The organism is Pseudosulfitobacter pseudonitzschiae (assembly GCF_002222635.1).
In the GTDB taxonomy this organism is placed as follows: Bacteria; Pseudomonadota; Alphaproteobacteria; order Rhodobacterales; family Rhodobacteraceae; genus Pseudosulfitobacter; species Pseudosulfitobacter pseudonitzschiae_A.
Map to the genome: position 1 here is coordinate 319,574 of NZ_CP022416.1, position 24,489 is coordinate 344,062.

The 24,489-nt window shown below is 55.2% G+C and carries 23 protein-coding genes; 14 read left to right on the forward strand and 9 right to left on the reverse strand.

The window, feature by feature from the left end:
* Position 1 precedes the first annotated feature (1 nt).
* The 5 genes from pseG to SULPSESMR1_RS19120 all read left to right on the forward strand — a co-directional run bounded on the left by pseG (position 2) and on the right by SULPSESMR1_RS19120 (position 6,568).
* Positions 2 to 1,546: a UDP-2,4-diacetamido-2,4,6-trideoxy-beta-L-altropyranose hydrolase gene (pseG, locus tag SULPSESMR1_RS19100; RefSeq protein WP_089422658.1), complete on the forward strand. Its 1,545-nt coding sequence runs from the start codon at positions 2 to 4 to the stop codon at positions 1,544 to 1,546.
* 17 nt (positions 1,547 to 1,563) lie between these two features.
* Entirely contained in the window at positions 1,564 to 2,616 is a 1,053-nt protein-coding gene (pseI, locus tag SULPSESMR1_RS19105; RefSeq protein WP_089422762.1) for a pseudaminic acid synthase, read from the forward strand.
* Positions 2,613 to 3,875, forward strand: a complete 1,263-nt coding sequence (locus tag SULPSESMR1_RS19110) for an oligosaccharide repeat unit polymerase (RefSeq protein ID WP_089422659.1) — start codon at positions 2,613 to 2,615, stop codon at positions 3,873 to 3,875. Before pseI ends, SULPSESMR1_RS19110 begins: the two co-directional genes overlap by 4 nt.
* Before the next feature lie 295 nt (positions 3,876 to 4,170).
* Positions 4,171 to 5,445: a hypothetical protein gene (locus SULPSESMR1_RS19115; RefSeq protein ID WP_157729053.1), complete on the forward strand. Its 1,275-nt coding sequence runs from the start codon at positions 4,171 to 4,173 to the stop codon at positions 5,443 to 5,445.
* 4 nt (positions 5,446 to 5,449) lie between these two features.
* Positions 5,450 to 6,568, forward strand: a complete 1,119-nt coding sequence (locus tag SULPSESMR1_RS19120; RefSeq protein ID WP_089422661.1) for a glycosyltransferase — start codon at positions 5,450 to 5,452, stop codon at positions 6,566 to 6,568.
* 374 nt (positions 6,569 to 6,942) lie between these two features.
* Here the strand turns inward: SULPSESMR1_RS19120 and SULPSESMR1_RS19125 are convergent, their stop codons facing one another.
* A complete protein-coding gene (locus SULPSESMR1_RS19125) occupies positions 6,943 to 7,857 on the reverse strand; it encodes a tyrosine-type recombinase/integrase (RefSeq protein ID WP_089422662.1) in 915 nt (304 codons plus the stop codon).
* A 20-nt stretch (positions 7,858 to 7,877) separates the two neighbouring features.
* Here SULPSESMR1_RS19125 and SULPSESMR1_RS19130 point away from each other — a divergent pair, with 20 nt between their 5' ends.
* Both SULPSESMR1_RS19130 and SULPSESMR1_RS19135 read left to right on the forward strand, forming a co-directional pair.
* A complete protein-coding gene (locus SULPSESMR1_RS19130) occupies positions 7,878 to 8,141 on the forward strand; it encodes a helix-turn-helix domain-containing protein (protein WP_089422663.1) in 264 nt (87 codons plus the stop codon).
* A gap of 104 nt (positions 8,142 to 8,245) precedes the next feature.
* Positions 8,246 to 8,506: a VanZ family protein gene (locus tag SULPSESMR1_RS19135; protein ID WP_157729054.1), complete on the forward strand. Its 261-nt coding sequence runs from the start codon at positions 8,246 to 8,248 to the stop codon at positions 8,504 to 8,506.
* 123 nt (positions 8,507 to 8,629) lie between these two features.
* On the opposite strand, the gene SULPSESMR1_RS25550 is transcribed toward SULPSESMR1_RS19135, so the two are convergent.
* The 5 genes from SULPSESMR1_RS25550 to SULPSESMR1_RS19160 form a co-directional block, all read right to left on the reverse strand.
* On the reverse strand, positions 8,630 to 8,896 hold the full coding sequence (locus SULPSESMR1_RS25550; RefSeq protein WP_089422665.1) for an HGGxSTG domain-containing protein: 267 nt from the start codon (positions 8,894 to 8,896) through the stop codon (positions 8,630 to 8,632).
* 5 nt (positions 8,897 to 8,901) lie between these two features.
* Positions 8,902 to 9,504 carry a hypothetical protein gene (locus SULPSESMR1_RS19145; protein ID WP_089422666.1) on the reverse strand — a complete coding sequence of 201 codons (603 nt, stop codon included), beginning with the start codon at positions 9,502 to 9,504 and terminating at the stop codon, positions 8,902 to 8,904.
* Positions 9,505 to 9,644: 140 nt separating this feature from the next.
* The gene (locus SULPSESMR1_RS19150; protein WP_089422667.1) at positions 9,645 to 10,217 is read right to left on the reverse strand and encodes a hypothetical protein; all 573 of its coding nucleotides are present in this window, start codon (positions 10,215 to 10,217) and stop codon (positions 9,645 to 9,647) included.
* A gap of 174 nt (positions 10,218 to 10,391) precedes the next feature.
* A complete protein-coding gene (locus SULPSESMR1_RS19155; RefSeq protein WP_089422668.1) occupies positions 10,392 to 10,685 on the reverse strand; it encodes a type II toxin-antitoxin system RelE/ParE family toxin in 294 nt (97 codons plus the stop codon).
* Complete coding sequence (locus SULPSESMR1_RS19160) at positions 10,682 to 10,942, reverse strand: CopG family ribbon-helix-helix protein (protein WP_089422763.1); 261 nt, start codon at positions 10,940 to 10,942, stop codon at positions 10,682 to 10,684. Before SULPSESMR1_RS19160 ends, SULPSESMR1_RS19155 begins: the two co-directional genes overlap by 4 nt.
* Positions 10,943 to 11,361: 419 nt before the next feature.
* Here SULPSESMR1_RS19160 and SULPSESMR1_RS25035 point away from each other — a divergent pair, with 419 nt between their 5' ends.
* Genes SULPSESMR1_RS25035 through SULPSESMR1_RS19175 form a run of 4 tightly spaced genes read left to right on the forward strand, consistent with a single transcriptional unit; the run spans position 11,362 to position 15,084 of the window.
* On the forward strand, positions 11,362 to 11,508 hold the full coding sequence (locus SULPSESMR1_RS25035) for a hypothetical protein (RefSeq protein WP_157729055.1): 147 nt from the start codon (positions 11,362 to 11,364) through the stop codon (positions 11,506 to 11,508).
* Positions 11,509 to 12,633: a GDP-mannose 4,6-dehydratase gene (gene gmd, locus SULPSESMR1_RS19165; protein WP_089422669.1), complete on the forward strand. Its 1,125-nt coding sequence runs from the start codon at positions 11,509 to 11,511 to the stop codon at positions 12,631 to 12,633. It begins immediately after the preceding gene.
* 5 nt (positions 12,634 to 12,638) lie between these two features.
* On the forward strand, positions 12,639 to 13,607 hold the full coding sequence (gene fcl, locus SULPSESMR1_RS19170) for a GDP-L-fucose synthase (RefSeq protein ID WP_089422764.1): 969 nt from the start codon (positions 12,639 to 12,641) through the stop codon (positions 13,605 to 13,607).
* Between the two features lie 55 nt (positions 13,608 to 13,662).
* Entirely contained in the window at positions 13,663 to 15,084 is a 1,422-nt protein-coding gene (locus SULPSESMR1_RS19175; RefSeq protein WP_089422670.1) for a mannose-1-phosphate guanylyltransferase/mannose-6-phosphate isomerase, read from the forward strand.
* A 237-nt stretch (positions 15,085 to 15,321) separates the two neighbouring features.
* On the opposite strand, the gene SULPSESMR1_RS19180 is transcribed toward SULPSESMR1_RS19175, so the two are convergent.
* The 3 genes from SULPSESMR1_RS19180 to SULPSESMR1_RS19190 all read right to left on the reverse strand — a co-directional run bounded on the left by SULPSESMR1_RS19180 (position 15,322) and on the right by SULPSESMR1_RS19190 (position 19,538).
* Positions 15,322 to 16,671 (reverse strand): polysaccharide biosynthesis/export family protein, encoded by a 1,350-nt coding sequence (locus tag SULPSESMR1_RS19180; protein ID WP_198362902.1) that lies wholly within the window; start codon positions 16,669 to 16,671, stop codon positions 15,322 to 15,324.
* A 99-nt stretch (positions 16,672 to 16,770) separates the two neighbouring features.
* Positions 16,771 to 17,388 carry a YjbF family lipoprotein gene (locus tag SULPSESMR1_RS19185; protein ID WP_157729057.1) on the reverse strand — a complete coding sequence of 206 codons (618 nt, stop codon included), beginning with the start codon at positions 17,386 to 17,388 and terminating at the stop codon, positions 16,771 to 16,773.
* A 2-nt stretch (positions 17,389 to 17,390) separates the two neighbouring features.
* Positions 17,391 to 19,538: a YjbH domain-containing protein gene (locus SULPSESMR1_RS19190; protein WP_240311358.1), complete on the reverse strand. Its 2,148-nt coding sequence runs from the start codon at positions 19,536 to 19,538 to the stop codon at positions 17,391 to 17,393.
* A 355-nt stretch (positions 19,539 to 19,893) separates the two neighbouring features.
* On the opposite strand from SULPSESMR1_RS19190, the gene SULPSESMR1_RS19195 reads away from it, so the two are divergent.
* From SULPSESMR1_RS19195 to SULPSESMR1_RS19205, 3 genes are all read left to right on the forward strand, one after another.
* Complete coding sequence (locus SULPSESMR1_RS19195; protein WP_089422672.1) at positions 19,894 to 20,205, forward strand: hypothetical protein; 312 nt, start codon at positions 19,894 to 19,896, stop codon at positions 20,203 to 20,205.
* Between the two features lie 538 nt (positions 20,206 to 20,743).
* Positions 20,744 to 22,570, forward strand: a complete 1,827-nt coding sequence (locus SULPSESMR1_RS19200) for a cation:proton antiporter (RefSeq protein ID WP_240311359.1) — start codon at positions 20,744 to 20,746, stop codon at positions 22,568 to 22,570.
* Between the two features lie 277 nt (positions 22,571 to 22,847).
* Positions 22,848 to 24,476: an ABC transporter substrate-binding protein gene (locus SULPSESMR1_RS19205; protein ID WP_089422674.1), complete on the forward strand. Its 1,629-nt coding sequence runs from the start codon at positions 22,848 to 22,850 to the stop codon at positions 24,474 to 24,476.
* Positions 24,477 to 24,489 lie beyond the last annotated feature (13 nt).

Sequence of the window (24,489 nt, forward strand, 5' to 3'; positions counted from 1 at the left end):
GATGCCAAGCCATTTCGCTTTTCGTGTTGATGCCGGGCTTCACATCGGTAACGGCCACGTTATGCGTTGCCTGACACTTGCGGATTATTTGGCGGCTGAAGGACACCGGGCAACATTCCTAACCCGAGCTCACGACGGGCACATGATCGGCACGATCCAATCGCAGGGCTACGACGTCGAGATATTGCCTGAACCAGATGTTGTAGACTACGGCCCCCACAGCGCCACTCCCGTCCATGCTGCCTGGCTGCGCGGCAACTGGCGCGACGATGCCCTTATGACTCGCGCGTGGATGGATGCGGTCCGGCCCGACTGGATGGTCGTCGATCATTACGCCTTAGACGCGTTATGGCAGGAGGCTGCAGTGCCCTGTGGTATTCGGCTAGCCGTGATTGACGATCTTGCGGATCGACCGCACCGTGCCGACCTACTTTTAGATCAGAATGCGGGCCGGGAGGATAATGATTATGATGGGTTGGTGCCTGCGGGCTGCACTCGGCTCATTGGCCCGCGCTACGCTCTGCTGCGGCCCGAATTCGCCGCCAGCCGCCCCAAGGCGCTGATCCGGCGCGAAGCCGCGACGATTCGCAATATACTGATAACGCTGGGAGGTGTCGATCAGGACAACCTGACAGAGGACATTCTTGATGCGCTCGACAGAACAGAACTTTCGCCTGAAATATCGTTGACTGTCGTTTTAGGAGCAAACGCGCCTTGGACGAATGAGGTCCGCGCCAGAGCTGCCCGGATGGACCGGAACGTCGAGGTGATTTCAGGCGCGAACAATATGGCCGACCTGATGGCCTCCGCCGACTTATGCATCGGCGCAGCGGGCTCTACAGCCTGGGAACGCTGTGCTCTCGGTCTACCATCACTGCTGCTTGTTGCCGCAGAAAATCAGCGGGGGGCAGCCGAGGCAATCGTCGCGGACGGTGCCGCAATTAGACTTTTACTGACGAATGGGCTTAAGGACGCCATTGATGCTGCAATTCCACAGATTCTCAATCCGTTCTCGTATCGATCCGTTAGCGCAAACTGCGCTGAACTAGTGGATGCCGAAGGAGCAAAACGTGTAACAACATATCTCGCGGCATTTAAAATTGGATTGCGCAATGCTAACGCGTTGGATGGAAAATTTATATGGCATTGTCGCAATGACGGCGAGGCATGGCGCCACTATCGAAATGCGACGCCAACGTCGTTGGCAACACATCTTAAGTGGTTTGAAACAGCTCTGAAGTCATCATCGAAAATCCTCATGGTCGTATTCGTTGGGGAACAGGATGTGGGTACGGTGCGGCTCGACATTGATGAAACTGGCACATACGCAGAAATCGGGATCAGTCTGGCGCAAGGCGCGAGAGGAACTGGACTTGGCGGCGCAGTTATTGCCCGGACCATCCAGGAAAGCCGGAAGATAGGGCTGCACAGCGTCTTTGCGCATGTGCGGCCCGAAAATATCGCCTCGCACCGCGCCTTTTTGAGTAGTGGATTTGAGGCGATTGGCGAGAAAAATGGCATGATCATTTTATGCTATAATCTATGATTTATGAAGGACCTGTGATGAAAATTGGACAGCGTAAAATCGGAATTGGTCACTCACCTTATGTGATTTGTGAAATGTCAGCTAACCATAACGGCGACCTGTCTAAGGCGCTTGAGATCATCACAAAGGCCGCCATGACGGGTGCCGATGCCGTCAAGCTCCAAACCTATCGGCCCGATACGATCACTTTGGACGCCAATACTCCTGATTTTCAGATCGAAGGCGGCCTCTGGGACGGGCGTACGCTCTACGATCTTTATGAAGAGGCGCATACGCCTTGGGACTGGCACAGGCCGCTATTCGATCATGCACGCAAACTGGGGCTCACAGTCTTTTCATCCCCCTTTGATACAACCGCCGTCGACCTGCTCGAGGATCTGAACGCCCCTGCTTACAAAGTAGCATCTTTCGAGGTCATAGATCTGCCGTTGATCAGGTATATTGCCGCGACTGGCAAACCGATGATCATGTCGACCGGCATGGCCGATGACGTCGAGATCGCCGAGGCCGTCGAAGCTGCGCACGAGGGCGGCTGCACCGAACTCGCGTTGCTGCACTGCGTAAGCGGTTATCCCGCGCCAGCGGCCGATTACAATCTGGCGACTATCCTAGATATGGCCGCTCGCTTTGGCCTGCCCGTTGGATTGTCGGACCACACGATTGACAACACCACGGCCATCGCCTCGGTGGCCCTTGGTGCGTCAATCATTGAAAAGCATTTCACTCTTGATCGTGACGGCGGCGGGCCGGATGATAGTTTTTCACTCGAACCCGCGGAATTCACCGCGCTGTGCACTTCGGTGCGCACCGCCTGGGAGGCGATGGGTAAAGTCGATTACGGGCGCAAACCTAGCGAAAAGGCCAACGTCAAATTTCGCCGCTCGCTCTATTTCGTGAAGGATCTGGCTAAAGGCGACGTCGTGACTGCTGATGCAGTTCGTTCGGTTCGCCCCGGATACGGACTGCCGCCTAAGCATATCGATGCCGTCATCGGCCGCCGCACCGCGCGCGATGTCGTGCGAAACACGGCCTGCACTGAAGATGCACTGGAAGGCGGGATCGGCCGGTGATTTATCGGCCCGAGCGAGTGCTGATTGCTGGGTTTTGGCTTTTTGCAATCATCTTTTTTATTGCACCGCTCGAGGTGAAGGTCGATTTGCACGCTGGCGCTTTCGTCTTCATCGGGCTTTCTTGCCTAGGTTTTGTCCTCGGCTGCCGCTTCGCCGATAGGTTAGCGTTGCGCCGACGGGGCAGGATCGTTTCTCGCGGCCACATAGCGCGGCGGGAACTGACACTCTACAATATAATGTTGACAATCGGGGTTTTGGGAAACGGGCTCCGGCTTCTTGACCGCTTCGTCTTCCGCAGTGTGGGCTCGCTAAGTGGGCTCGAGGCTAGGGAAGCTTTGATCGATACTGGTACGTCGACGGTCTCGCTCATCGCCGGAGTGCTGTATCCTTTCGGATACCTGCCGATCTTCATCTATCTGGGCGCGCACTACATACCGCGCAGTCGGGTTCGTCTTCTGCTAGCGTTGGGATTATTTCTGATCCCAGCACTTGATGCGCTAGTCTTTTTTTCCCGGTCCTTCATGCTGGTAAGCCTGGCGATGATCTATTTCGGTTTGTCGGTTATGGTATTCCGCGGTCAGGTCTTATCGGCAAAGCTGCTGGTCCCGGCGATCGTTGGAGTTATCGGAGTTGCATCGCTTTCCGCCCTCGTCTTTATCTGGCGCCTCGATGAAATGCAGTTCGACATCGTCGATTCCATCTTTCAGTCTGGCTATGGCTATACCATATCGCCCAACGCTGCCGCGGAAAGTATCCTTGCCGATTCTGGGCCTGTCAGTTCGCTACTGGCGTCATTTCTGCCGCTGGCCCAATATTTCACCCATCCGATCTTTGAGTTTCAGATTCTCTGGGAAGGCGCCGCCGACCAGACCTACTCCTACGGTGCCTTGCTGTTTGCGCCCTACGTGAAGGCTCTGAGTATGTTTGGTGTCGCGACCGTTCCGGACCTCTTCGACCTGTTCCCCCGTGTCGGTATCTTTACGAGTTTTTTTGGTCCGCTCTGGGTCGATTTCGGCTGGTTTTCCCCTCTAGTGATGCTTGTCTTTGGGGTTTTGGCGCGTCTGCTGGGGCGGCAAGCCCAAAGAGGCGACATTGGCGCTTATCCACTTTACGTCTACTTCTGCGTCATCCTGTTCTTTGCACCGGTGGTGAATTTCGCGATATCTGCCCAAGGGATGTATACGATTAATGCTTTCATTATTTTTTATATCCTATCCCGACATCTTCGTAGCTATGCAGTGGCAACATCATCAAAATGAAACCATTAGTTCTAGAACTCGAATGCGCCATTTTGCGGGTCGCGCTCGTTCGTGATCGTGATCGTGATATTAGATGCGTTTGCGCTCATGATGTAGAACTGAAGTATCCCGACAATATTTCGCAAGGGCATAACGTCGTAATAGGTCAAAACGTCTCAATAGGAGCTAAGAGCACCATTCGGCTGGGCGATTTGGTTCGTATTTCGCGCGATGTGATCATAGAGACGGCTGGACTGGATTTTCGTGGCGTCGGCCCCTCTTATTTGCATATCTTCCGGCCCATGATGGCAAACACTTGAAACGTATTAGCGGAGCCATCGGATTTTTGGCCAGTTTTGGCCTGGCGCGCGGTGCCCTGTTCTTTGCCCCAGTCCTGATCGCTAATCTTTTGCCTGTCGATGAATACGGCAAGATAGAACTTGCACATTCGATCGCTGTCTTGGTTGCTCTTATCATGGGGTTCGGACTGCCATCTTCAGTGCCACTTATCTTACTGAGGGGCGAGGTCACGGCACGGTGGGACACGATGCTGCTTCTGTGTGGACTGCTTTCCGCCCTGCTGATGGTCTCGGCGATCTTTGTCCTTATAGGAACGGGGGAAATGTTCGGACTACCGATCCTCGTGCTTCTGTTTGCTGCTATATTGATCCTGCAACAACTCTGGTCCGCAACCTTAAAATCAAAAGGTAGAAGCACAGGATCAGTATTTCTCGAGGCAGGTTTTTGGACCGTCATGGTGGCAGGAGCTGCCGCTGTTACTAGATTTGGACTTCCAAGCATAGCAATCAGTGTGGTTATGGCCCTGTATGGAGCTTTTCTGTGGCTCCACACCGCCAGGGATTTTCTGCGCAGTCGTGAAAAATCTCGAATTTTTGACCTGTTGGTGAACCTGCGGCTGGGCGGTCCCCTGATGTTCACTACCCTGCTGACGCTGTGTACAGTCTCGGCAGGCAGGCTTATCTTGGGGAGCGTTACAGATGTGACTACTGTCGGCGTCTATGCGGTACTCTACCGTTCAACGATGCTACCGCTCATTGGCCATCAGATATTGAACATAGCGCTATTCCGGCGGCTGTTCACGTGGGACGATGAGGTGTTAATGCGACGTGTTGCGGTTTTGCCGGCCTGCGTCACGCTGGGCGTTATGGTCTTCTGGCTGCTGGCCGACCGATTTGGATTTCTGCTAGGGCAGAGGTTTGTCGACACCTATACGACCCACCGCATCGAAGGCGTTGTGATCCTCGGTCAGACAATCTTATGGTCAGCAATAGCACAGAATGACCTTTTGGTGACCCGGTTTCAGATTGCGGGGCATGTGGCGCGTCGGATGTTCTTCGTTCTGCTCGTCTGTCTGCCCGGCCTCGCCATACTTACCGGATCGACGACATCGTCCGAAACTCTAAGGACATTCGTGTTCGGTTATTCGATCGTTATATTTTTGTATTACATCATCCAGAGTGCCGTTATTGCCCGCCGCGGCCATCACTTCACCCTACTTTGGAGTACGGCCACAGTGGGATTTTTGGCAAGCATGGGCCTGATGCTTACTGTTGAATGGAGCGCTATATAACGACATGCAGATTGTTCATTTTGCCAAATTTTATCCACCTGAATATGGCGGCATCGAAAGCGTTACTGAGGCGCTGGCCGAGGATCACGCCGATGCTGGTCACCGGGTGGACGTCGTCTGCTTCACCCGAGAGGCTTCGGATGTTGCGACCTATGGCACTCTTACGGTCCGGCGTCTGGCCTGCCTTGGCAAATTATCTTCGCAGCCTCTATCTCTACGTTATGTCTTTGCCGCCGTCAGGAGAGCGTGGAGTGCGGATGTGGTGCATGTCCATACACCTAATCTTTTGGCCTCTCTCGCAACGCTGTTCACGAGACGTTCGGCGAAGGTGGTGGTTCACTGGCATGCCGACATCGCCGGAAAGGGCATCCTCGGGGTACTAACTCGACCACTAGAAACGCGAATGCTCGCACGTTGTGATGCGGTGGTCTGCACCTCGGCCGCCTACCTCGATACCTCGCCCGCGCTGCGCGAGTTCCGGTCCAAGTGTTCGGTTATACCGTTGGGAATTTCAGATGTGGTGTTGGTAAATACCGGTGCTTGGGGAGATGTTCGCGGAGAAATCATGGGGCCTTACATTCTCTTCGTCGGCCGCTTAGTGCCCTACAAAGGCCTAGACGACTTGTTGCGCGTAGTCGCAGCCATGACCTCGAAGGTTCGCTGCGTCATCGTAGGCGTCGGACCCGAGCGGCCGCATTTGCAGGCGATGGCCGACGAACTGGGCGTTGCTGGCCAAGTCGATTTCCTCGGCAATGTAGATCATGCCCACCTCAACAGGCTCGTCTCGTGCGCTCGGGTTTTCTGTCTGACGTCGAACAACCGTCTAGAGGCGTTCGGCGTGGTGCTGCTCGAAGCGATGCGTGCGGGCTGCCCCGCAGTGTCGATGGATATTCCGGGTAGCGGAGTTTCGTGGGTCAACGAGGCGGGAACCGTTGTTCCGCAAGGCGATGTCGTAGCCTTCGCTAAAGCCGTTGATCGTATTGCCGACGATCCAGATGAACGTGCCGCACTCGGTGCGGCTGCACGGGAGCGCTTCATGACGAATTTCGTCCGCTCAAAGATGAGTGCAAGATTTCTCGCACTCTACGAACAATTGATGAAAGACGGCGATTCACTTAGTTGATAGCCATCGTCACGGTCCCCGCCAGAGTCAGATCGCCGACCTCTTAACGTGAAATCATGTAACAGACGTGTAACGGGAATACCGCTCACCATTCAATACAGGTGGAAATGCCTTGGTAATGAAACTGCAACTGGGTGATCTTCAATCTTTGACGTTCACTAGCCCCCCATTGGTGTAAGTGGTTTTCAGATGGCGCGAGCGTGTAATCGAGTGCGGTCATGTATCCGGCCTTGGTGTGCCGCGATGATGTGACCGCGGGTCAGTATAGCAATGCGCGGACCAGCAGCATATCAACAAACCGAGCCCGGTGGGTCTTGAACAAATGCTGTTTTCTCTGACCCGGATCTGATCGATCCTTTGCCCTTAATGGAAACTCACGCCCACACATTGAACTCTGCGTACTCAAGATATCGCGCCAGAACATCCACGCTCTTCCACCCTCCTGCGCGCATGATGGCTGCCGTATCATGGCCGGCGGACAGCAGGTCTTGTGCAGCACCCACCCGCATCGAATGCCCGCTGAAGGCCATAGCGATGGAATGGTCGAAACCGACCTTTCTAGCGGACTCTCGGATCAGCCGCCGCACGACCATATCCGTCAATTCCCGGTTGATTGCTTTGCCTTGGTAGATCGGGCAGAACAGTGGCGCGATGTGCAGGCCTCGATATTCCAGCCAATCCTCGAGTAGCTTGGCTGACCTCCGCGACGTGAATGCAATGCGTCCGTTGCCATATTGATCGGTCTTGCTGCGACGGATAAGGACTTGAAGTGTCCCATCCGGTCGCCAGGCAATATCTTCTGTCCTCAGAGCGACAAGTTCGGACCGCCGCGTGAGTAAGTCATACCCGAGCGACAGCATGGCCTTGTTGCGAAGACCCCAGGGGCTGTCGGGCTGCACCTCGAGAAATTTCTCAAGGTAATCGCGCGTCATGCCCTTCGCCTGTTTAGGACGATTGGGCCGTAAACGTCGCACCTTACGCAATGCAAGGTTGACGTCTTCATGTAACGTTGGGTCCGGTAGATCGAGCAGGCGATGTACTTTTCGGATGCCATACAGCCGCCGCTTCACGGTGCTTGGAGCGACGATCTGACCTTGAGCTTCCAAAAAGGCACAGACTGTTTCGACTGTAGCGGGAAACGGTATAAGTGCTTGTTGATGGCACCAGGTTTCGAAGGCCTCGACATCAGAATAGTAACTTCGCATGGTCGACGGGGCGTAGGCACCTTCGAGGCGGTGAAATTGGACACGCCAATTGTGGGAAAAATGATGATCATTGAACGCCCTCATGTGGCATATATTATGCCACTATGATAGAAATAGCAACTGGAATGCAGCTGAGGGCTGCTAGAAATGCACTTGGCTGGTCGATTGAAAAATTAGCCGAACAGTCAGGCATCTCTGTACGCACAATTATTCGCTATGAAGAGGTGTCAGGTGTTCCTGCCAACCGTTCAGGAAATTTGAGTCAGCTTGTTCAAAGCCTTGAATCCGCCGGCATTGAGTTTATCGGAGCGCCTGACGACGCCCCCGGCATCCGTATTCACGTGCCAAAGCCTGACGAGAGCAAATGAACACCATTGCAGCCACATTCGTTCAGAACCGACCCCCTTGGCTTCTGCTGTCCTTGGGCCTTGCCGCCACCATTGCCGCACTGACGTAGATGCCGCAGGCGTCAATGCCCGTTGGCCCGCAAGGCGTCGACAAGGTTTATCGTATGGTAGCTTTTGCCGCGCTTATCTTCCCTACAGCCCTGCTGCGGCCAAAGTGGTGCCTGCGCTTTGGATGTCTCGAAATCCTATACGGCGGGATCATCGAAGCCATCCAGCCGATCTTTGGTAGATCTGCCGACATGTCAGATTTCTGGGCCGATGGGCTTGGCGTTGCGATGGGCATTTTTCTCGGCCTGGCGGCGCGGCGGATATTTTTCGAGCGTTGATCTGTTGTTCAACCAACGCTGACGCACCTGGCAAACCTTGGGAACTACCTGCCGCTGAGAGCGCGCACAGCGGCAGAAGGTTCATGGCAAGTTGGAACCCTCACCTGTCGTCAATCGGTGCCCTCAGATATCGTCTATGATGTCCTTGGTTTTTTGGCTGAGCTCACGGATGTGTCGCCGCATCTCTTTGGCATCCGCCGTATAGAGCCCATGCTTCAGGGCATTGCTGTTGCCCTTGGGAGCACCTGAGCCGGCCGCACCTCCGTGCATGCGGCACCGAAGCTTGCCCGCAACAGCCGGCGCTCGGCACGGCGTTCCCTGGCGGGTTTTGGCACCACATCGGGGGCTACTGGTCATGGGAGCGGTATTTCGCGGATGATGACCGGCCATCAGCCTTACTCCGCCTTTGGCTTGCGCCGCCGATTTGGAACCTTCTCGGCGCTAACATCGAGGGGAACCTCCGCCTGATGAGCGATAGGGGTCGTTTTGCTATGGGAAGACGGGACGTGGCTACCAGCTTCGACGTTGCCGACAATAGCCTGACCACCAGCGGCGACATGGACATACTCGACGGTCACCTTTTGCTGGCCCTTGCCACGATGCTTGTCGAGGGCAGCAACCTGCTTGAGGTAGAGCGCCATAAGTTTGGTCGCATGCTTCAGGGCCAGATCTCTGCCCTGAAACGTCTGGTTTTGAAGCGCAGCCCGGCGCAGGCATTCGGTGGCTGCCTCATGGGTGCCGACCATCTGAATAGCCAGCATGCCCTCCAGCCCATCGACAGGTCTGAGATCTTCATAGAGTTCGATGGCGCGGGCTATCTTGGCCATCATGTCTTCTTCAGATGCGTTAGATAAGTGGAACACCATGTCCACCACTTCTCTCAGGCGCTGTTCGCGGATGCCATCAATGCTGGCAGTCACGCGTGTGCCGTCCGCAAGCAATTGCGTTGGGTTATTCTGGGGCTTCTTTGGAACGCTCTTGCCTGCTTTGTCAGCCATAGGGTCGCCTCGCTCACATTGCACCATTTGGGATCAAATTACCATGGAACCTCCGACAGTCTATGGTCAGCCAGTTGCGCTTTTAGACCGTATATGGGGCGGGTTCATTTTTCTATGGGGGGCCTGAGCGCTGCTGCCGATCAGAAAAGCGGCCCGCCATCCATCGGTGGTACCGAATTTAAGAACGTCGCGAGAAACTGGGTTGAGACGTCCCAGATGTCCACCGCGTCCTGAGGCGTCTCGCAAAACCCTGTGTTCACATTGATTGCGATGGTGAACCCATCAACGTCGCTTTCCACGAACCGGGCTGGCATCAAGTCCCAGCTGAAATGCACGTGCGCGTCGAAGTGTGCGTCGGACAGGGCGCGGCTGAAATGATAAAAAAGCGGAAAGTAATTTTGAGCGTCTTCGACCATCTGATCCGTTGCAAAAGAAATTTCGACGTAGCCTGTCTTTCGGCAGCAAGATGCCTCCGTCACAAAGCCGCTTGAACAGCCAATCGTCATAAGACCTGTTTCGGGGGCGTTGATCGCCTCGACGAGGTGCTGCAAGGCCTCGTCACCTTTAAGTTCCGCCAGTTCCAGCATTGCCTCGGGATTGGCCTTCAGGTTGACGAACCCGAAGTTCCGCGCACCATCTTTGCGCAGCACACCTGCACAATACGGGATGGCTTTGGCGTCATGACTAACCGTCAGATCGTTATGATAATTCATACCAGAAGGCTCCGGGATTGGATTGGCAGTGCTTTAACGTCCATGACGTGGGTCAATTTTCACGGGGGCTAAGACAAGGCGAGATAATAGCCCAATATCAGATTACACTCTTTAAATGCTCTTTATGAGAGATCCGTTCGGATGCGGCGATTGTGCGTCTGAAACCCGCCACCCCTAATCGGGCCAGTCTCGGGAGGTGTGGATCACGCGGACAATTGCGACCGCCTCCACACCGTCGTGCAACATCAGCGCGTAGGCGATGACGTAGGGCAGGCCCGTCACCGACTTCTCGTAGGTGCCCGTCACCCGCCCGGCGCGTCCGGTCGGGATGTCGCCCAAGGCCAGTGCCGCGCGGTCCAAGGCGTTAGCGACACGGAGGGCCGCTGCGGGGTTCTCGGATGCAATATAGGCCAACTGATCGGTCAGGTCGGCAAGAGCATCGGTGGACCAGCGGACCGGTCGCCTCACGCCGCCCCGCCTGCTGCCGTATCGATCCTGCGCCGTATGGATGCCATCGCATCGTCGTGGCTGACCGTCCGGCCGGCCTCCACGTCCGCCAGACCGCGCTCGATACCTTCGATGATCGCCAGCTCCCGGTCCACGTAGGTCTCGACCGCCGCAGCCGCAAGAAAGGACCGGCTGCGCTGCGTGCCTTCCGCAAGTCTCCCCAGCTTTTCTTTCAGCTGCGGATCAAGCCGGATCGTCATCGTCGTGCTGCCGGTCATCGCATCATTTCTCTGCATGTGTACATCTGAACACATACACTGTTTCGCGTGTTTGTGGAAGGCTCACCGTCCCAAGGGAAACCAGCAGCTTGAACGACGTTTTGCCAACGCCCCATGCAAAATCCTGTCCTGGCTGGGGTGCGTCAGTCAATCGATCAGGCTAGACGTGATCGGCGGAACTGCGTCCGGGTGCGTGCCAGTAAGTATTAACCAATCCACGACGGCGACATCATTGCCGTCGTGCCGGGACCCGCCAGAGAGTAGGCTGATACGACACGTCGTCACGAATGAGACCGCGCGTCATGTCTTTTACTGTGCATGGGGTTGAATTCAAGTTTTAGCTTGCACCCTCCCCCTCCGACTCGAACGCCTGATAAAACTGACACCGGCTCATGCGGACGGCCTCCAGGGTGGTGCGGATGATCGCCAGAAAACGTGCCGTTGCGAACGCCAACATTGTTATCAGCCGCTATATTGATGTATGGAATGCACACAATATAGATGCCGTTCTCGCGGTCCAAAATGGCCATGTGCAAATGCAAAAATTACCAAAGAGAAATGAATAAATGACGAAAAAGGCGCTAATCACCGGTATTACCGGTCAGGACGGATCCTATCTTGCGGAGTTTCTGCTTGAAAAGGGTTACGAGGTGCATGGCATCAAGCGGCGTGCGTCGTCTCTGAACACGCAGCGCATTGATCACATTTATCAAGATCCGCACGAATCCAATCCTAAGTTGGTCCTGCACTACGGCGACTTGACCGACAGTTCGAACCTCACGCGAATCCTCAGCGAAGTACACCCTGACGAAGTTTATAATCTTGGCGCTCAAAGCCATGTGGCCGTCAGTTTTGAAGCCCCCGAATATACTGCGGACGTTGACGCAACCGGCGCGCTGCGGTTGCTGGAAGCTATCCGGTTTCTCGGACTGGAACAGACAACGCGGTTCTATCAGGCTTCAACCTCCGAACTATACGGTCTGGTGCAGGAGTCCCCACAGACAGAAACAACACCGTTTTATCCGCGAAGCCCCTATGCGGTGGCCAAGATGTACGCCTACTGGATCACCGTGAATTACCGCGAAGCCTATGGCATGTATGCCTGCAACGGCATTTTGTTTAATCATGAAAGCCCACGGCGCGGTGAAACATTCGTGACCCGCAAAATCACCCGCGGGTTGGCAAATATCGCCCAGGGCCTCGAAAAATGCCTTTATATGGGCAACATCGATGCGCTCCGCGACTGGGGCCACGCGAAAGATTACGTGCGTATGCAGTGGATGATGTTGCAACAAGACGCGCCCGATGACTTTGTGATCGCCACCGGTGTGCAGTATTCTGTACGCCAGTTCATCATCTGGTCTGCGGCCGAGTTGGGAATAACGCTTCGCTTTGAAGGGCAGGGGGTTCATGAGTGTGCAATCGTGGACAGCATCGAAGGAGACAATGCGCCTGCCGTAAAAGCCGGTGACGTGATTATGCGCGTCGATCCGCAGTATTTTCGCCCTGCCGAAGTCGAAACGCTGCTCGGCTCGCCCGCAAAGGCAAAGAAAAAGCTGGGTTGGGCGCCGCAGATCACTGTCCAGGAAATGTGCACAGAAATGGTTGCCAATGACCTCAAAGTCGCCCGCCGCCATGCCCTCTTGAAAGAACACGGGCTGGATTTGCCAATCTCGCTCGAGATCGGGTAATGTCAATGCGCAAGATTTACGTGGCAGGCCATCGCGGCATGGTCGGTAGCGCACTTATGCGCCAATTGCAGGCGCGCAAGGATGCGGGCGAAGCGATAGAGATCATCACCCGCACCCATGCGGAACTTGATCTGACTTCTCAGGCCGCCGTGCAAGAGTTCATGGCAGCCGCGACCCCCGATGTGGTGATTTTGGCAGCGGCCAAGGTCGGTGGCATCCTGGCCAACAACACATACCCAGCAGACTTCATTTATGAAAACCTGATGATCGAATGCAACGTGATTCATCAGGCGTATGCCGCCGGTGTCAAACAGCTGCTCCAACTTGGCTCCTCATGCATTTATCCCCGTGAGGCCGGCCAACCCATGGCCGAGGATGCGTTGCTGACAGGCCCCCTGGAGCCCACAAACGAGCCTTACGCCATAGCCAAGATTGCCGGCATCAAGCTTTGCGAGAGCTACAATCGCCAGCACGCAGTGGACTACCGCTCCGTGATGCCCACGAACCTTTATGGTCCGGGCGACAACTTTCATCCACAAAACAGTCACGTGCTGCCGGCGTTGATACGGCGATTTCATGAGGCAACTCGCGATGGGCTGGACGAAGTAACAATCTGGGGCACCGGTACGCCCATGCGGGAATTTTTGCATGTGGACGACATGGCCAAAGCGTCCTTGTTTATCCTGGACTTGCCACCGCAGATCTATGCCGCCAACACGCAAGAGATGTTGAGCCATATCAACGTAGGAACTGGCAGCGATGTCAGCATTGGCACACTGGCGCAGATGGTCGCGAATGTGACCGGCTTCAAAGGCAAGCTAAGCTTTGACACCTCCAAGCCCGACGGCACAATGCGCAAGCTGATGGATGTCTCGCGATTGGCAAAAATGGGCTGGCGCGCTGAAATCGAGCTTATGGACGGCCTACAAGAAACTTATAATTGGTTTCTTAAGCAAGAAACTCTACGCACCTGATGTGGTTCAATAACAATTTTACTCTTCTCGCAAACTCACAACTAAGGTCTTTGTCATGATACACCCCATTCTTCTATGTGGCGGCTCTGGTACGCGTCTTTGGCCACTTTCACGCAAATCCTACCCTAAACAATTTGCCAAGCTGATGAGCGAGGAAAGCCTGTTCCAGGCCTCCGCCCGGCGTCTGTCAGGTGACGGCTTTGCCGCCCCGGTTATCGTTACGGGCGATCCATTTCGCTTTATAGTTACAGAACAATTGGCGCAGGTCGAACTCGCCGCTCAAGGCATTTTGATTGAGCCCGAAGGACGCAATACAGCACCAGCAATCCTCGCTTCGGCTCTCTGGCTAGCGAAAACAGATCCGGAAGCGCTGATGCTGGTGGCTCCGTCCGATCACGTCATTCCCGATACCGCCGCTTTTATCGCCACCATTCAGGCTGCTGTGCCACGCGCACAAGCTGGAGATCTGGTGACTTTTGGCATAACACCCACGAGACCTGAAACGGGATATGGCTACCTGGAGCTGGCGGAGGGATCAAATGCCGGCGCGACAAGCCCCCAAGCGCTCGCCCGCTTTGTCGAGAAACCTGACGCCGTGCGCGCATCCGAGATGCTGGAATCCGGATCTTTTCTTTGGAACGCGGGGATATTCCTGTTTACAGCACAAGCGATTGTTGCCGCCTTCGAGACCCACGCACCGGAGATGGTAGAGGCGGTTCACGCGGCCCTCAGCGCCGCCACTGCAGATCTGGGCTTCACCCGCCTCGACCCGGTTGCCTGGGGCAAAGCCTGCAACATCTCGATCGATTACGCCATCATGGAGAAAGCAGATAACCTTTCCGTCATACCATTTGGCGGGGGCTGGTCGGATTTGGGCGGTTGGGATGCCGTGTGGCTGGAATCTCAGCCCGATGAACATGGAAATGTTTGTTCTGAAAACGCGACCTCAATCGATTGTTCGGACACTTTGCTGCGCTCGGAAACAGATGGTGTGCAGCTGGTGGGCATCGGCCTTGAAAACATCATCGCCATCGCCATGGGCGACGCCGTACTTGTCGCTGACAAATCTCAGGCGCAGCGGGTAAAGGAAGCTGTCGACGCGCTGAAAACACAAGGTGTGGTTCAGGCTGTCCAACTGCCCAAAGATTATCGCCCTTGGGGTTGGTATGAGAGCCTCGTTGTCGGCGGACGGTTCCAGGTCAAGCGAATCGTCGTTAATCCTGGTGCGGCGCTTAGCTTGCAAAGCCACCATCATCGGTCAGAGCACTGGATCGTTGTAGAAGGTACCGCCAAAGTCACCGTTGACGACGCCGTCCAGTTGCTGAGCGAAAATCAATCCGTCTATATCCCCCTCGGGGCCATCCATCGTATGGAAAATCCCGGCAAGGTGCCGATGGTCCTGATCGAAGTGCAGACTGGCAGCTACCTGGGTGAGGATGATATAATTCGCTACCAAGATGTTTATGCGCGCAATTGAGGTTAGCGGATTTGTTATTTGCATCTCGGAATCGCACGAAGCCTGCATAACGCAACCGAACCACCTGTTTCTTCGCCACGTTTCCTCGTGCCATAAAAGAAAACGTAGCCACCTACAGATTGTCTCGCGGCAGTACGTAGCAGGCGGTGGAGATACTCCGAAATTGGTGAGCCCACCAATTCCGGATACGCACGCCGTCAAGAAGCTCCGCCCCTCAACAGCTTTAGTCAGTTTATTTCAGTTTACAGCCGAAGCTACAGAGTTGAACAACGAAGGCGTGATTTGAGTGATCACGCGGTTCCAGCGTGTGATGGGCTGTTCCGCAATAAAAATGATATCATTTGGGCGCAACTCCATTCGAGTGGAGAGTGTTAGGTTCGAGGCATTGCGGGCGTCCAGATGCCACGCAGTGACAGCGCCAAAGTCGCGCGGATCGGCGGACCCACGCAGGATGTAGATTTGGCTGGGATTGGCCGTTTTGGTATCAAATCCACCTTCGGAATAGAGTGCGTCGGCCAATGTGGCTTGGCGACCAAAGGGCAATGTGAAACGGCCCGGTTTACTAACTTCACCAGAGAGATATGCATAGTCGCGCCCCACAGCATCCAATTCAACACGAGCTTGGTAGTTAGCACGAACATCGCCCAGAGCAGCCCGGCGCATATTTACCTCTGTTTGCAGTTCGTTCAACGCGATAGCCCGGGATTGTTGGCGAAATTGGGAGATCGTGATTTGTTCCGCAAAGTACTCTTGTGCACGGTCGAGTTGGTATTCAGTATCAACAAAGACGCTATCATTGGCAACGAGGCGGATTTTCTGCAAATCCCCTTGGCGCAGATATTCGGTCAGCGGGATCTGATAGAGTACGCCATCACGGTAAATACGGATTGAAGCATAATCCAGATCCGCAGTTTGGATGCCGCCGGCGGCCGCGATGGCTTGGTCTAGCGTGAGAGGTGTCAGCGTGATGGGAGCAATAGTAGGGCTGCCCACGGCACCACCAATCGATACCCGCTTGGAGTTGAATTCAGCAATTTCTAGCGAAAACGTTGGGTCAATCTGGTTTTCCAACAGGCGTTGAAAGAGGGTGGCTTCGGCCTCTTCCAACGTCAGGCCCGCGACGGCCACCCGCCCGACCTCGGGGATTGCGATCGCACCGTCATCTTGCACGGTATAACCTTGGCGACGGTTTTGAGCCGCAAGCAATCCACTAAGTTCTTCAACCGTACTGCCACCAAGGCGCGTTGCAAGGAGCAGCACATCACCGATGCCAATGTCATAAGGCAGGCGGGGAGGGGAGGCTGGGACACGCAAAGCAAGCGCCCCTGGAGGGGTTTGTGGACTGGTTGAAGGAACAGGAACAGTGCCTGCACCACTTCCTACATTGGGAGTGCCTACATTTTGAAAGAATACGGCTGGCAGTTGTTTGGGATTGTAGCTCGAGCGATTTGCGGCCAACACACTTTGTGCGTCGAGGGAGATTATGCGCACCTTGTCATCTGCACCCGATACCTTTGGCGAGATATAGGCAACCCCGCAGTTGGCGAGTACAGTCAGCCCTGCAATTGCGATAACTCGTCTAAACATGCTTTTCCTCTGAACTATTTAGATCGCTTGTCCGGCAAATAAGCGTTGCAGGCACGACCACAGTGATTGGTTTCGTGTTTGCTGTAGGAAATACGCAGATCACGAGGCAGATTCCAACCGTATATATCCCTGTTCGGGGCTGATCCACTGACGTGAGGCGGTGACTTGCCCACCTTGTATTTGATAGGTGTTTTTAAACTGCAGGCCCTCGCCATAGCAAGTCTCGACAATCACCTTTGCGCCCGAGTAATCGCAGATAAAGTTGCGCATCACGATCTGGCCCTCACCGTCTAGATAGTGATGAATGCGCACGGCCCCATCAGCACGCGATTGCAGGCTCGCCAGTACATCGCCCACGTCTGCGCCCATCAGGTCAAAGCCAAGACCGCGCGTGCCAACCAGAATACCAGACTTATAGCTAACCGAGACGCCATCAGGAGTAAAATACGTCACCACATCACGGTTACGCTGTCGTTCAATTAGAACAGATGCCAAGGGCTTATTTTCAAGTACTGCTATTTTCAAGGGCACATTCCCAAAGCGTGCGCGCACTTCCGGCGTAATGCGACTGCGGATTTGCGCTGCTGTCGGCCCTGCAGCAGGAGCGCGGCCAAACAGATTTTGCACAAAAGGCGTCAACACATTATTTTGGTCTGGCGCAGAACTGCAGGCGGTCAGTAGAGCGCTAAAACTTAAAGCCACAAGACTAAGTCTCATCCTCATCTCCAGAATCTTCCCCAACTGTCTTTGAGTTGCGGATTATGGTAGCTGCGCACGCTATCATAAAGCCTACCATCCACATTAAGACGCGCGCCGCCATCACGTGTCAGCGGCTGCAGAACCGTTTTGTAGGTTTGTCTAACAGGCTTACCCAAGAAATGTTCAAGCGGCACTGTAATGCGGATTCCTTTGTCAAAGGACCCCTCGCCAAAGTCATCAAATGAGACATCCGTCAAAGTTGCGTAGGCGCCTACGCTCCACCCATTGGCAAACGTTCGATCAAACGAAAAGGTAACGCCATAATCACCTGCCAGATAACGACCGGCATCGATCTGGCCATGATAGCCATTGCCAAAGTCATAGTAAGTCGACAGGTGGCCCGTCACGCTAGAATAATCGCGAAAGCCAAAGCCCTGGTCGAAGTCACGCTGTTTGACAACATTAACCTCTGCTCCGAGTGCCAGACGGCTGTCAACTGGCTTCCAGAGAATCTCGCCTGACAGGCCGCCATACTCACGCTCAAGATAGCCAAACGTAACGCGGCCATAAAGATCTTTACCTGGGCGGAAATAGTGTGCCAGCGTGAGATTGGTCAGTGCTGTTTTACCTTCGCGCGCATAAATGAATCCTTCGGAGCGAACCTTTTGGATTTTAGAATCCGAAGGGCGTGTGCTGTCGCCAACATTGCCGACAATACGATGCTGTAAGGTACCTGATACGACCCAACCCGGCGCGATGTCATAGTTAGCCTGCAGTTTCAGGCCCGCGTCCACGCGCACAGGTTCCTGCGGGTCAAAGTAGCTGGTACTGATATAAGGTCCCAGTGACCAACTGAACTTCGGATAGAGCGCACCGTTATAAGTGACGCCCGCAAGGCTACCTGCGGCGTCTGTGACTTGTGCTCGCGCATAGCTGCGCCACGTCGCATCTGGCGCGTTCTCAAGGTCTTCCATATCGGAACGGGTCAGCGTAGTGGCTGAGAGCGGCATGCCGTTTTCAACCGGAATGATCGTGAAGGTTTCCACTGAAGCGGGAAGCGTCTGTGTGAGAATACGCGCAGTACGCCCGATAGCCTCCGGGCTTGCAATATATCTGTCATTGCGGATGTGGACAGTCACTTGTGTGCCGTTGAGTTTCATTGCTTCAAGCGTCATGCCGTCGGCAGCCAGCAAACTTGCGGTTTGATTGCGCAGCGTTTTGTGGGTTTCCGGCTCCTGAAACCAGCCCAAATCTGCAGGTCCGCTTCGCCGCTTGACTGGCAAAGGAGCCGCACCCGTACCGCCGTAGACGGCAGGCTTGCGTGGATTTGAAATCAGATTGAAGGAAATGCCAAGTTCAGAGCCGTAAAGATAGTGCACTTGCATATGCACGTTGTCACGTAACTTGTAATTTATGCCGAAGTTAAAAGGAGATTTGCGGTCGAAAGCCCCATTGTCTACAATGCGTGTATAAGCATCAGATGAGTATTCTGCCTTTAAACTCAGCTTATCAGTTGCGGCCCAAGAGACCCCGCCAAAGAAAGCGGCATCTCCGCGAAACCACTTGGCACTCTCGACCTGACCACCCGTCCCCGTAAAGCCGCTAGGGCGTGTTTCGAATCGCTTGTCCAAAGCGCCCAGCGGATTGGTAAATCCATTATAGCTGCCCAACCGTCCCCAGCCCAAACCACCGGTGAGCGTCAGCCGCGGCGCAACTGTTTTGGTCGCAACAATATATTCACTAGAATAAACACCCGTTCCGACGAGGTCCCTCAGTCCGATGGCCACTGCTGGCCGGTAGCGGGTCTCGTCCCAAATACGGTAACGCAGGTCGAAGGAGCGGTCAAAAAGTGCGCCACTCGATGGATTGCCAGAGTGGTTCTCGATCTTACTGTAGCGAAAACTTCCCGACAGCCGTGGCGTAAACTGAAAGGTCAGTGTGTTACGTGTAGAACCTGCAAAATGGCTCACAGTGCCGGCTAGTTCTGCATCCTCGGCACTTTGGGCTGTTGGCATATCAATCAGACCAGGATTGCCGTAAGTATTATAGGAGTAGTTCACTTGCGCCTGGGCTGCTGCAGACAACAACATGACCCAAACCGCACCATACACCACGACTGAACGCACTACGTGCAAATTTCTGCTTCCGAACATTTGCACGTCCCGCATGAACTAATACCTCAACCATTCCATCGAAAATTTAACGTCCCTGTAGCACGTCAACCACATCCGTTTGAAAGCAGGTCCTACATCTCCAGTGGATGAAACTGCGAATGTGATCGATCTGCCGCAGTTAAACACAGTATTCCAACCAGGGTTAAGTGCTCATTTAGTTTGACCGTCGGAGTCCGCCGATGGGCCGACTCCGCTACAGTTGGCCTTGCCTTTAATTTCAACCAGAGTTAAGCATCAAAAGAAAAAACTATGTTTGCTAACGAGCTTCCTTTGTGGGTGCTGCAAGATAAACCCGTGATGAAAGCTGGTTATTTTTAACCTTATCGCCGACAAACTAGGAGCCCCTCTGATGAAAAAACTTTTTGCCTTGATGACCGCTACCCTGATGCTTCCAGCAGGAGCCTTCGCTCAGGATTTAACTGGATATACGGCTGCAGAGACACGCATTTGCACTATAGCACAGATCCAATCCGGTGAGGGCGTCTGCTCGCAGCTTGAAATGCCTGAGCCACCTCAGGACGTGAGGGTGCGCGTATATCGTCGCACAGTCGCTACTAACGAAGGTCTGGGTGGCTTCAACACAGGCGCAGGTGCGGCTGTTGTTCTGGCGGTTGTCGCTGCTGCTGCTTTGGCTGGCAGCAGCACGAACGGCACGAACTAATAGCCTTCCTTTCTTGTTTGAACGGCACTTTGCAAAGGCCACGTCTCCATGGCGTGGCCTTTGTTGTTGGAGTAATTATGCGGCTCTGATGAACTGGATATCCTCTTCCTAAAGCGCCCCGCCGAAATGCTTAAATCGTGGAGATTACCACGTGTATGATAATCTGGTTCACCCCGATTGGGAGGTTGGATTATGACAGCACCTTTGCATGATGCACTTCAGGCGCAGGGCTACCAACCATACTGTGGAAGATCGTGCAGTAGCATTGCGCTTGAGGCTATCACCAGCCAGCAGGGGCTCGATGCAGGCAGGATCAACCGGCCAATGCCGGAGACGAACGGCATCAGCGGTACTGAACACTTCAAATTGAGTGCTGCAGGTGAAGTTTGGCATAGCGGCGCACCCACCACTGATTCTCTTCCGCCGTCAGACGGCCGCCGCTGGCGACCTACGGTGGACTTGAGCCGAACGCCATGTTGAGTAAATGGTGCCAGAAACAGGAAACGGGCTGCTCAACATGACTGCAGGATTCGCCGATATGCAGATTACACCAATCGAGGCCATTGCCCTTGTCGGCATTTTGGGCGTCGGGGCACAATGGTTGGCTTGGCGACTTCGGCTCCCGTCGATCGTGTTGATGCTGCTGGCGGGTTTGCTGGTGGGGCCCGCATTTGGCTGGTTCATTCCCGAGCGGGATCTGGGCGAAATCTATAAGCCGCTGATATCCATTGCCGTCGCGCTTATCCTGTTCGAAGGCGGCTTGACGCTGGAGTTCCATCGTCTTGGAGAAGGCCGGAATGCAGTGCGCCGGTTGGTTTATATCGGTGCGCCGTTGGGTTGGCTGCTGGCGACGTTGGCCATGCTGCTGACTATGGGTTTGCCTTGGCAGGTGGCCGCGGTCTTTGGTGGCGTTCTGGTCGTCACGGGCCCCACGGTCATTGCGCCGATGCTCAGACAGGCCAAGCTGCGCCGCAGTCCCGCACAACTGCTGCAATGGGAAGCGATCATAAACGATCCTATCGGCGTGCTGATCGCAGTTCTGGCGCTGGAAATCGTTCTGGTTGTGCAAGGGGGGCTGAGCACGGGCGAGGCGGTATGGGTTCTGGCAACCGGCATAGGATTTGCAGCGGCCGTCGGCGTGCTTGCGGGTTTGGGCGTCGCACGGCTGTTCCAGCGGGGGCTTGCACCGGAATACATGAAGGTGCCGCTGTTGTTCGTCATGGTCATTGCGGTTTTTGCCATGACGGATGCCCTCTTGCATGAATCCGGTCTGCTTGCCGTCACATTGATGGGAATGGTGATGGCAAACGCAAAGCTTGCCTCCCACTCCGAACTGCACCGCTTCAAGGAGAACGCCGCCTTGCTCTTGGTGTCCGGCGTCTTCATCTTGATGGCCGCAAGCCTGAATTTTGCATCCCTGGCAACGCTCAATTGGAAGGCCGCGCTATTTGTTGTCGCTGTAATTCTGGTGGTTCGGCCCGCGCAGGTGCTTTTGCCTTTGTTGGGCTCGTCAACGCCGTGGCGCGAGCGGATTCTTGTGGCGTCGACAGGGCCGCGTGGCGTTGTGATGGTCGCAGTGTCCGGCCTGTTCGGCGACAAGCTGGTCGAGGCAGGCATCCCCGAAGGGACATTGCTGGCCCCGCTGGCTTTCGTTCTTGTCCTGACCACGGTGATCCTGCACGGCTTCACACTGGCACCCGTTGCCCGTGCTTTGGGTCTCAGCGGCGGGGATAAACCCGGCGTCTTGATCCTTGGCGGATCGGCCTTCGGAATAGCGCTGGCACAGGCGCTTCAGAAGATCGAAGTTACCCCCCTGATCGTCGATCCGAACTTTCGAAACATCACCGCGGCGCGGCAGCAGAGTATTGCGGCATTCCATGGGGACATTCTGGGAGAGGCCGCAGAACACCATGTGGAATTGATCGGCTATGATGTCCTGCTGGCTGCATCCGACAACGACGCCTACAACACGCTGGTGGCGACCGATCTTGGTCAAGAGCTTGGGCGCACCAACGTCTGGCAGGTGCAACGCGCCAAGGAAAACATGAGCCGCCACGCCTTGCCACCCCAACTGGGCGGGCAGGCGATCAACGGCGAACTCAGCCACGGCGAGTTTCAGCGCCGCATGGCAGGCGGCTGGCGAGTGCGGGTGACGCATTTGACCGAAAAATATGATCTGGATACATGGCGCCAAGACAACCCGAAGGCGCTGATTTTGATGCAGCGCACAGCGCGCGGCGATGTCACATTTCTTGGCCCTGAACAGGAATTGGACCGCACGAGGGATTGCACAGTTTTGGCTCTGACACCGCCAGCAGAAACCAATGAGTCCGCTGACACCCTGCGCAGTCAATCAGATATCTGACCTGCCCTGCGTGACCCGATAGTTTAGAGCCTGTTCCAAAAAACCGCGTCCGGCTTGCCTGGTTGTCGTGGAAGGGTCTCTTTGTGCTTTGAAACTGTCTGCCGAAACTCCGTCAATTTCACGCAGAGGTGCAGGGCCCCGTCCACACCAACACCCCCGCGCCAAAACTGAGACAAATAGTTCAAGAAACCGTCGCAGAACTGTCGCACACCCGCCCGATAAAGCGCCGGAACCCGGACCCTGACTCAGGGGGCCGTCATCAGCAAAGGTATGCTTTATGCTCATTCATCGCCGCCACGCACTTGGACTTATTGGGGCCGCTGCGGGCTCTTTGGCAATGCCCCGTCTGTCCTTCGCACAAAACCAGCGCCGCACCATCACCATTGCGGTGCAAAAGATCACCAACAACAACACGATGGATGTATGGAACGAACAATCCAACGTCGGCGAACGGGTGTTTTTCCCGAACCTTTGGGAAGGTCTGATCAACCGCGACTGGATGGGCGATCAGGGCGGTGTGCCCGGACTGGCGACAAGCTGGAAGCGGCTGGATGACAAAACGATCGAACTTAAGCTGCGCGAAGGTGTGAAATTTCACAACGGCGACGAAATGACCGCCGACGATGTGGTGTTTTCATTCTCGGACGAACGCGTCTTTGCAGGCACGCAACCCGATGGCGGCGCAACGCTTTATGCGGAAAACTTCAAACCCAAAACCGACAAAGAACTGCCCGCTGGTGTCCCCGGTGTTGGCCGTCGTCTGTGGCCCGCCCTTCGCGGTGTCGAGGCGATAGACAAATACACCGTGCGCTTTCACAACGCATCGCCCGACGTCACCCTCGAAGGCCGGATGATCGCCTTCGGGTCGCAAATTGCCAGCCGTCGTGCGTGGGACGAAGCGGCGACCTATGCGGATTGGGCAAATGCTCCGGTCACCACCGGCGCTTACAAGGTTCAGGAATATCGCCCAGATGTTTCGTTGACGCTGGTCGCACACGATGACTATTGGGGCGGGCGCCCGCCGCTGGCGGAAATCCGGTTCCTCGAAGTGCCCGAAGTGGCCAGCCGCGTGAACGGTCTGCTGTCCGGTGAATATGACTTTGCCTGCGACCTGCCACCCGACCAGCTTGACGCCGTGCGCAACACCGCAGGGCTCGAGGTGCAAGGTTCGACAATTCTGAACCACCGCATTCAGGTTTTTGACAAGGTGCATCCGGTTCTGGAAGATCCGCTGATCCGCCGCGCCATGACCCATTCCATCGACCGCCAATTGATCGTCAACGCATTGTGGGACGGTCAAACCGTCGTGCCCGCAGGGCTTCAGTTCGAATTCTACGATGATATGTTCATCAAGGGCTGGACTGCCCCCGAATTCAATCTGGAAATGGCGCGCGATCTGGTGAAACAGTCGGGCTATCAGGGCGATGCGATCCCCTTCCGCGTACTGAACAACTATTACATCAATCAGGTCTCGAACGCGCAGATCATGGTCGAGATGTGGAAACAGGCCGGTCTGAACGTCGAAATCCAGATGGTCGAGAACTGGGGGCAGGTGTTGGAAGACAACGACACCCGCGGCATCCGCGACTGGTCGAATTCGGCCACGTTCAACGATCCGGTATCGTCGATTGTCGCCCAGCACGGTCCCAACGGGTTGCAGCAGCAGCGCGACGAATGGTCCAACGTCGAGATGAACGAGTTGTCGAACTTCATGCAAAAATCGACAGACCGTGCCGCCCGCAAAAAGGCCTTTGCCCGTATGCTGGAAATCTCGGAGCGTGAAGACCCCGCATTTCAGGTGCTGCACCAGAACTGCGTGTTCACCGGCATGAAATCCGAACTGAACTGGAAGGCGGCACCCGCCTTTGCGATGGATTTCCGGACCAACAACTGGAACGCCTCCTAACCCAAGCCTGACA

Bases quoted from the DNA above. Each gene is read 5' to 3' on its own strand.
- pseG (WP_089422658.1), top strand. From the start codon at position 2: ATGCCAAGCCATTTCGCTTTTCGTGTTGATGCCGGGCTTCACATCGGT.
- pseI (WP_089422762.1), top strand. From the start codon at position 1,564: ATGAAAATTGGACAGCGTAAAATCGGAATTGGTCACTCACCTTATGTG.
- SULPSESMR1_RS19120 (WP_089422661.1), top strand. From the start codon at position 5,450: ATGCAGATTGTTCATTTTGCCAAATTTTATCCACCTGAATATGGCGGC.
- SULPSESMR1_RS19125 (WP_089422662.1), bottom strand. From the start codon at position 7,857: ATGAGGGCGTTCAATGATCATCATTTTTCCCACAATTGGCGTGTCCAA.
- SULPSESMR1_RS19130 (WP_089422663.1), top strand. From the start codon at position 7,878: ATGATAGAAATAGCAACTGGAATGCAGCTGAGGGCTGCTAGAAATGCA.
- SULPSESMR1_RS19135 (WP_157729054.1), top strand. From the start codon at position 8,246: ATGCCCGTTGGCCCGCAAGGCGTCGACAAGGTTTATCGTATGGTAGCT.
- SULPSESMR1_RS25550 (WP_089422665.1), bottom strand. From the start codon at position 8,896: ATGGCCGGTCATCATCCGCGAAATACCGCTCCCATGACCAGTAGCCCC.
- SULPSESMR1_RS19145 (WP_089422666.1), bottom strand. From the start codon at position 9,504: ATGGCTGACAAAGCAGGCAAGAGCGTTCCAAAGAAGCCCCAGAATAAC.
- SULPSESMR1_RS19150 (WP_089422667.1), bottom strand. From the start codon at position 10,217: ATGAATTATCATAACGATCTGACGGTTAGTCATGACGCCAAAGCCATC.
- SULPSESMR1_RS19160 (WP_089422763.1), bottom strand. From the start codon at position 10,942: ATGACCGGCAGCACGACGATGACGATCCGGCTTGATCCGCAGCTGAAA.
- SULPSESMR1_RS25035 (WP_157729055.1), top strand. From the start codon at position 11,362: ATGATCGCCAGAAAACGTGCCGTTGCGAACGCCAACATTGTTATCAGC.
- gmd (WP_089422669.1), top strand. From the start codon at position 11,509: ATGACGAAAAAGGCGCTAATCACCGGTATTACCGGTCAGGACGGATCC.
- fcl (WP_089422764.1), top strand. From the start codon at position 12,639: ATGCGCAAGATTTACGTGGCAGGCCATCGCGGCATGGTCGGTAGCGCA.
- SULPSESMR1_RS19175 (WP_089422670.1), top strand. From the start codon at position 13,663: ATGATACACCCCATTCTTCTATGTGGCGGCTCTGGTACGCGTCTTTGG.
- SULPSESMR1_RS19180 (WP_198362902.1), bottom strand. From the start codon at position 16,671: ATGTTTAGACGAGTTATCGCAATTGCAGGGCTGACTGTACTCGCCAAC.
- SULPSESMR1_RS19185 (WP_157729057.1), bottom strand. From the start codon at position 17,388: ATGAGACTTAGTCTTGTGGCTTTAAGTTTTAGCGCTCTACTGACCGCC.
- SULPSESMR1_RS19190 (WP_240311358.1), bottom strand. From the start codon at position 19,538: ATGCGGGACGTGCAAATGTTCGGAAGCAGAAATTTGCACGTAGTGCGT.
- SULPSESMR1_RS19195 (WP_089422672.1), top strand. From the start codon at position 19,894: ATGAAAAAACTTTTTGCCTTGATGACCGCTACCCTGATGCTTCCAGCA.
- SULPSESMR1_RS19200 (WP_240311359.1), top strand. From the start codon at position 20,744: ATGCAGATTACACCAATCGAGGCCATTGCCCTTGTCGGCATTTTGGGC.
- SULPSESMR1_RS19205 (WP_089422674.1), top strand. From the start codon at position 22,848: ATGCTCATTCATCGCCGCCACGCACTTGGACTTATTGGGGCCGCTGCG.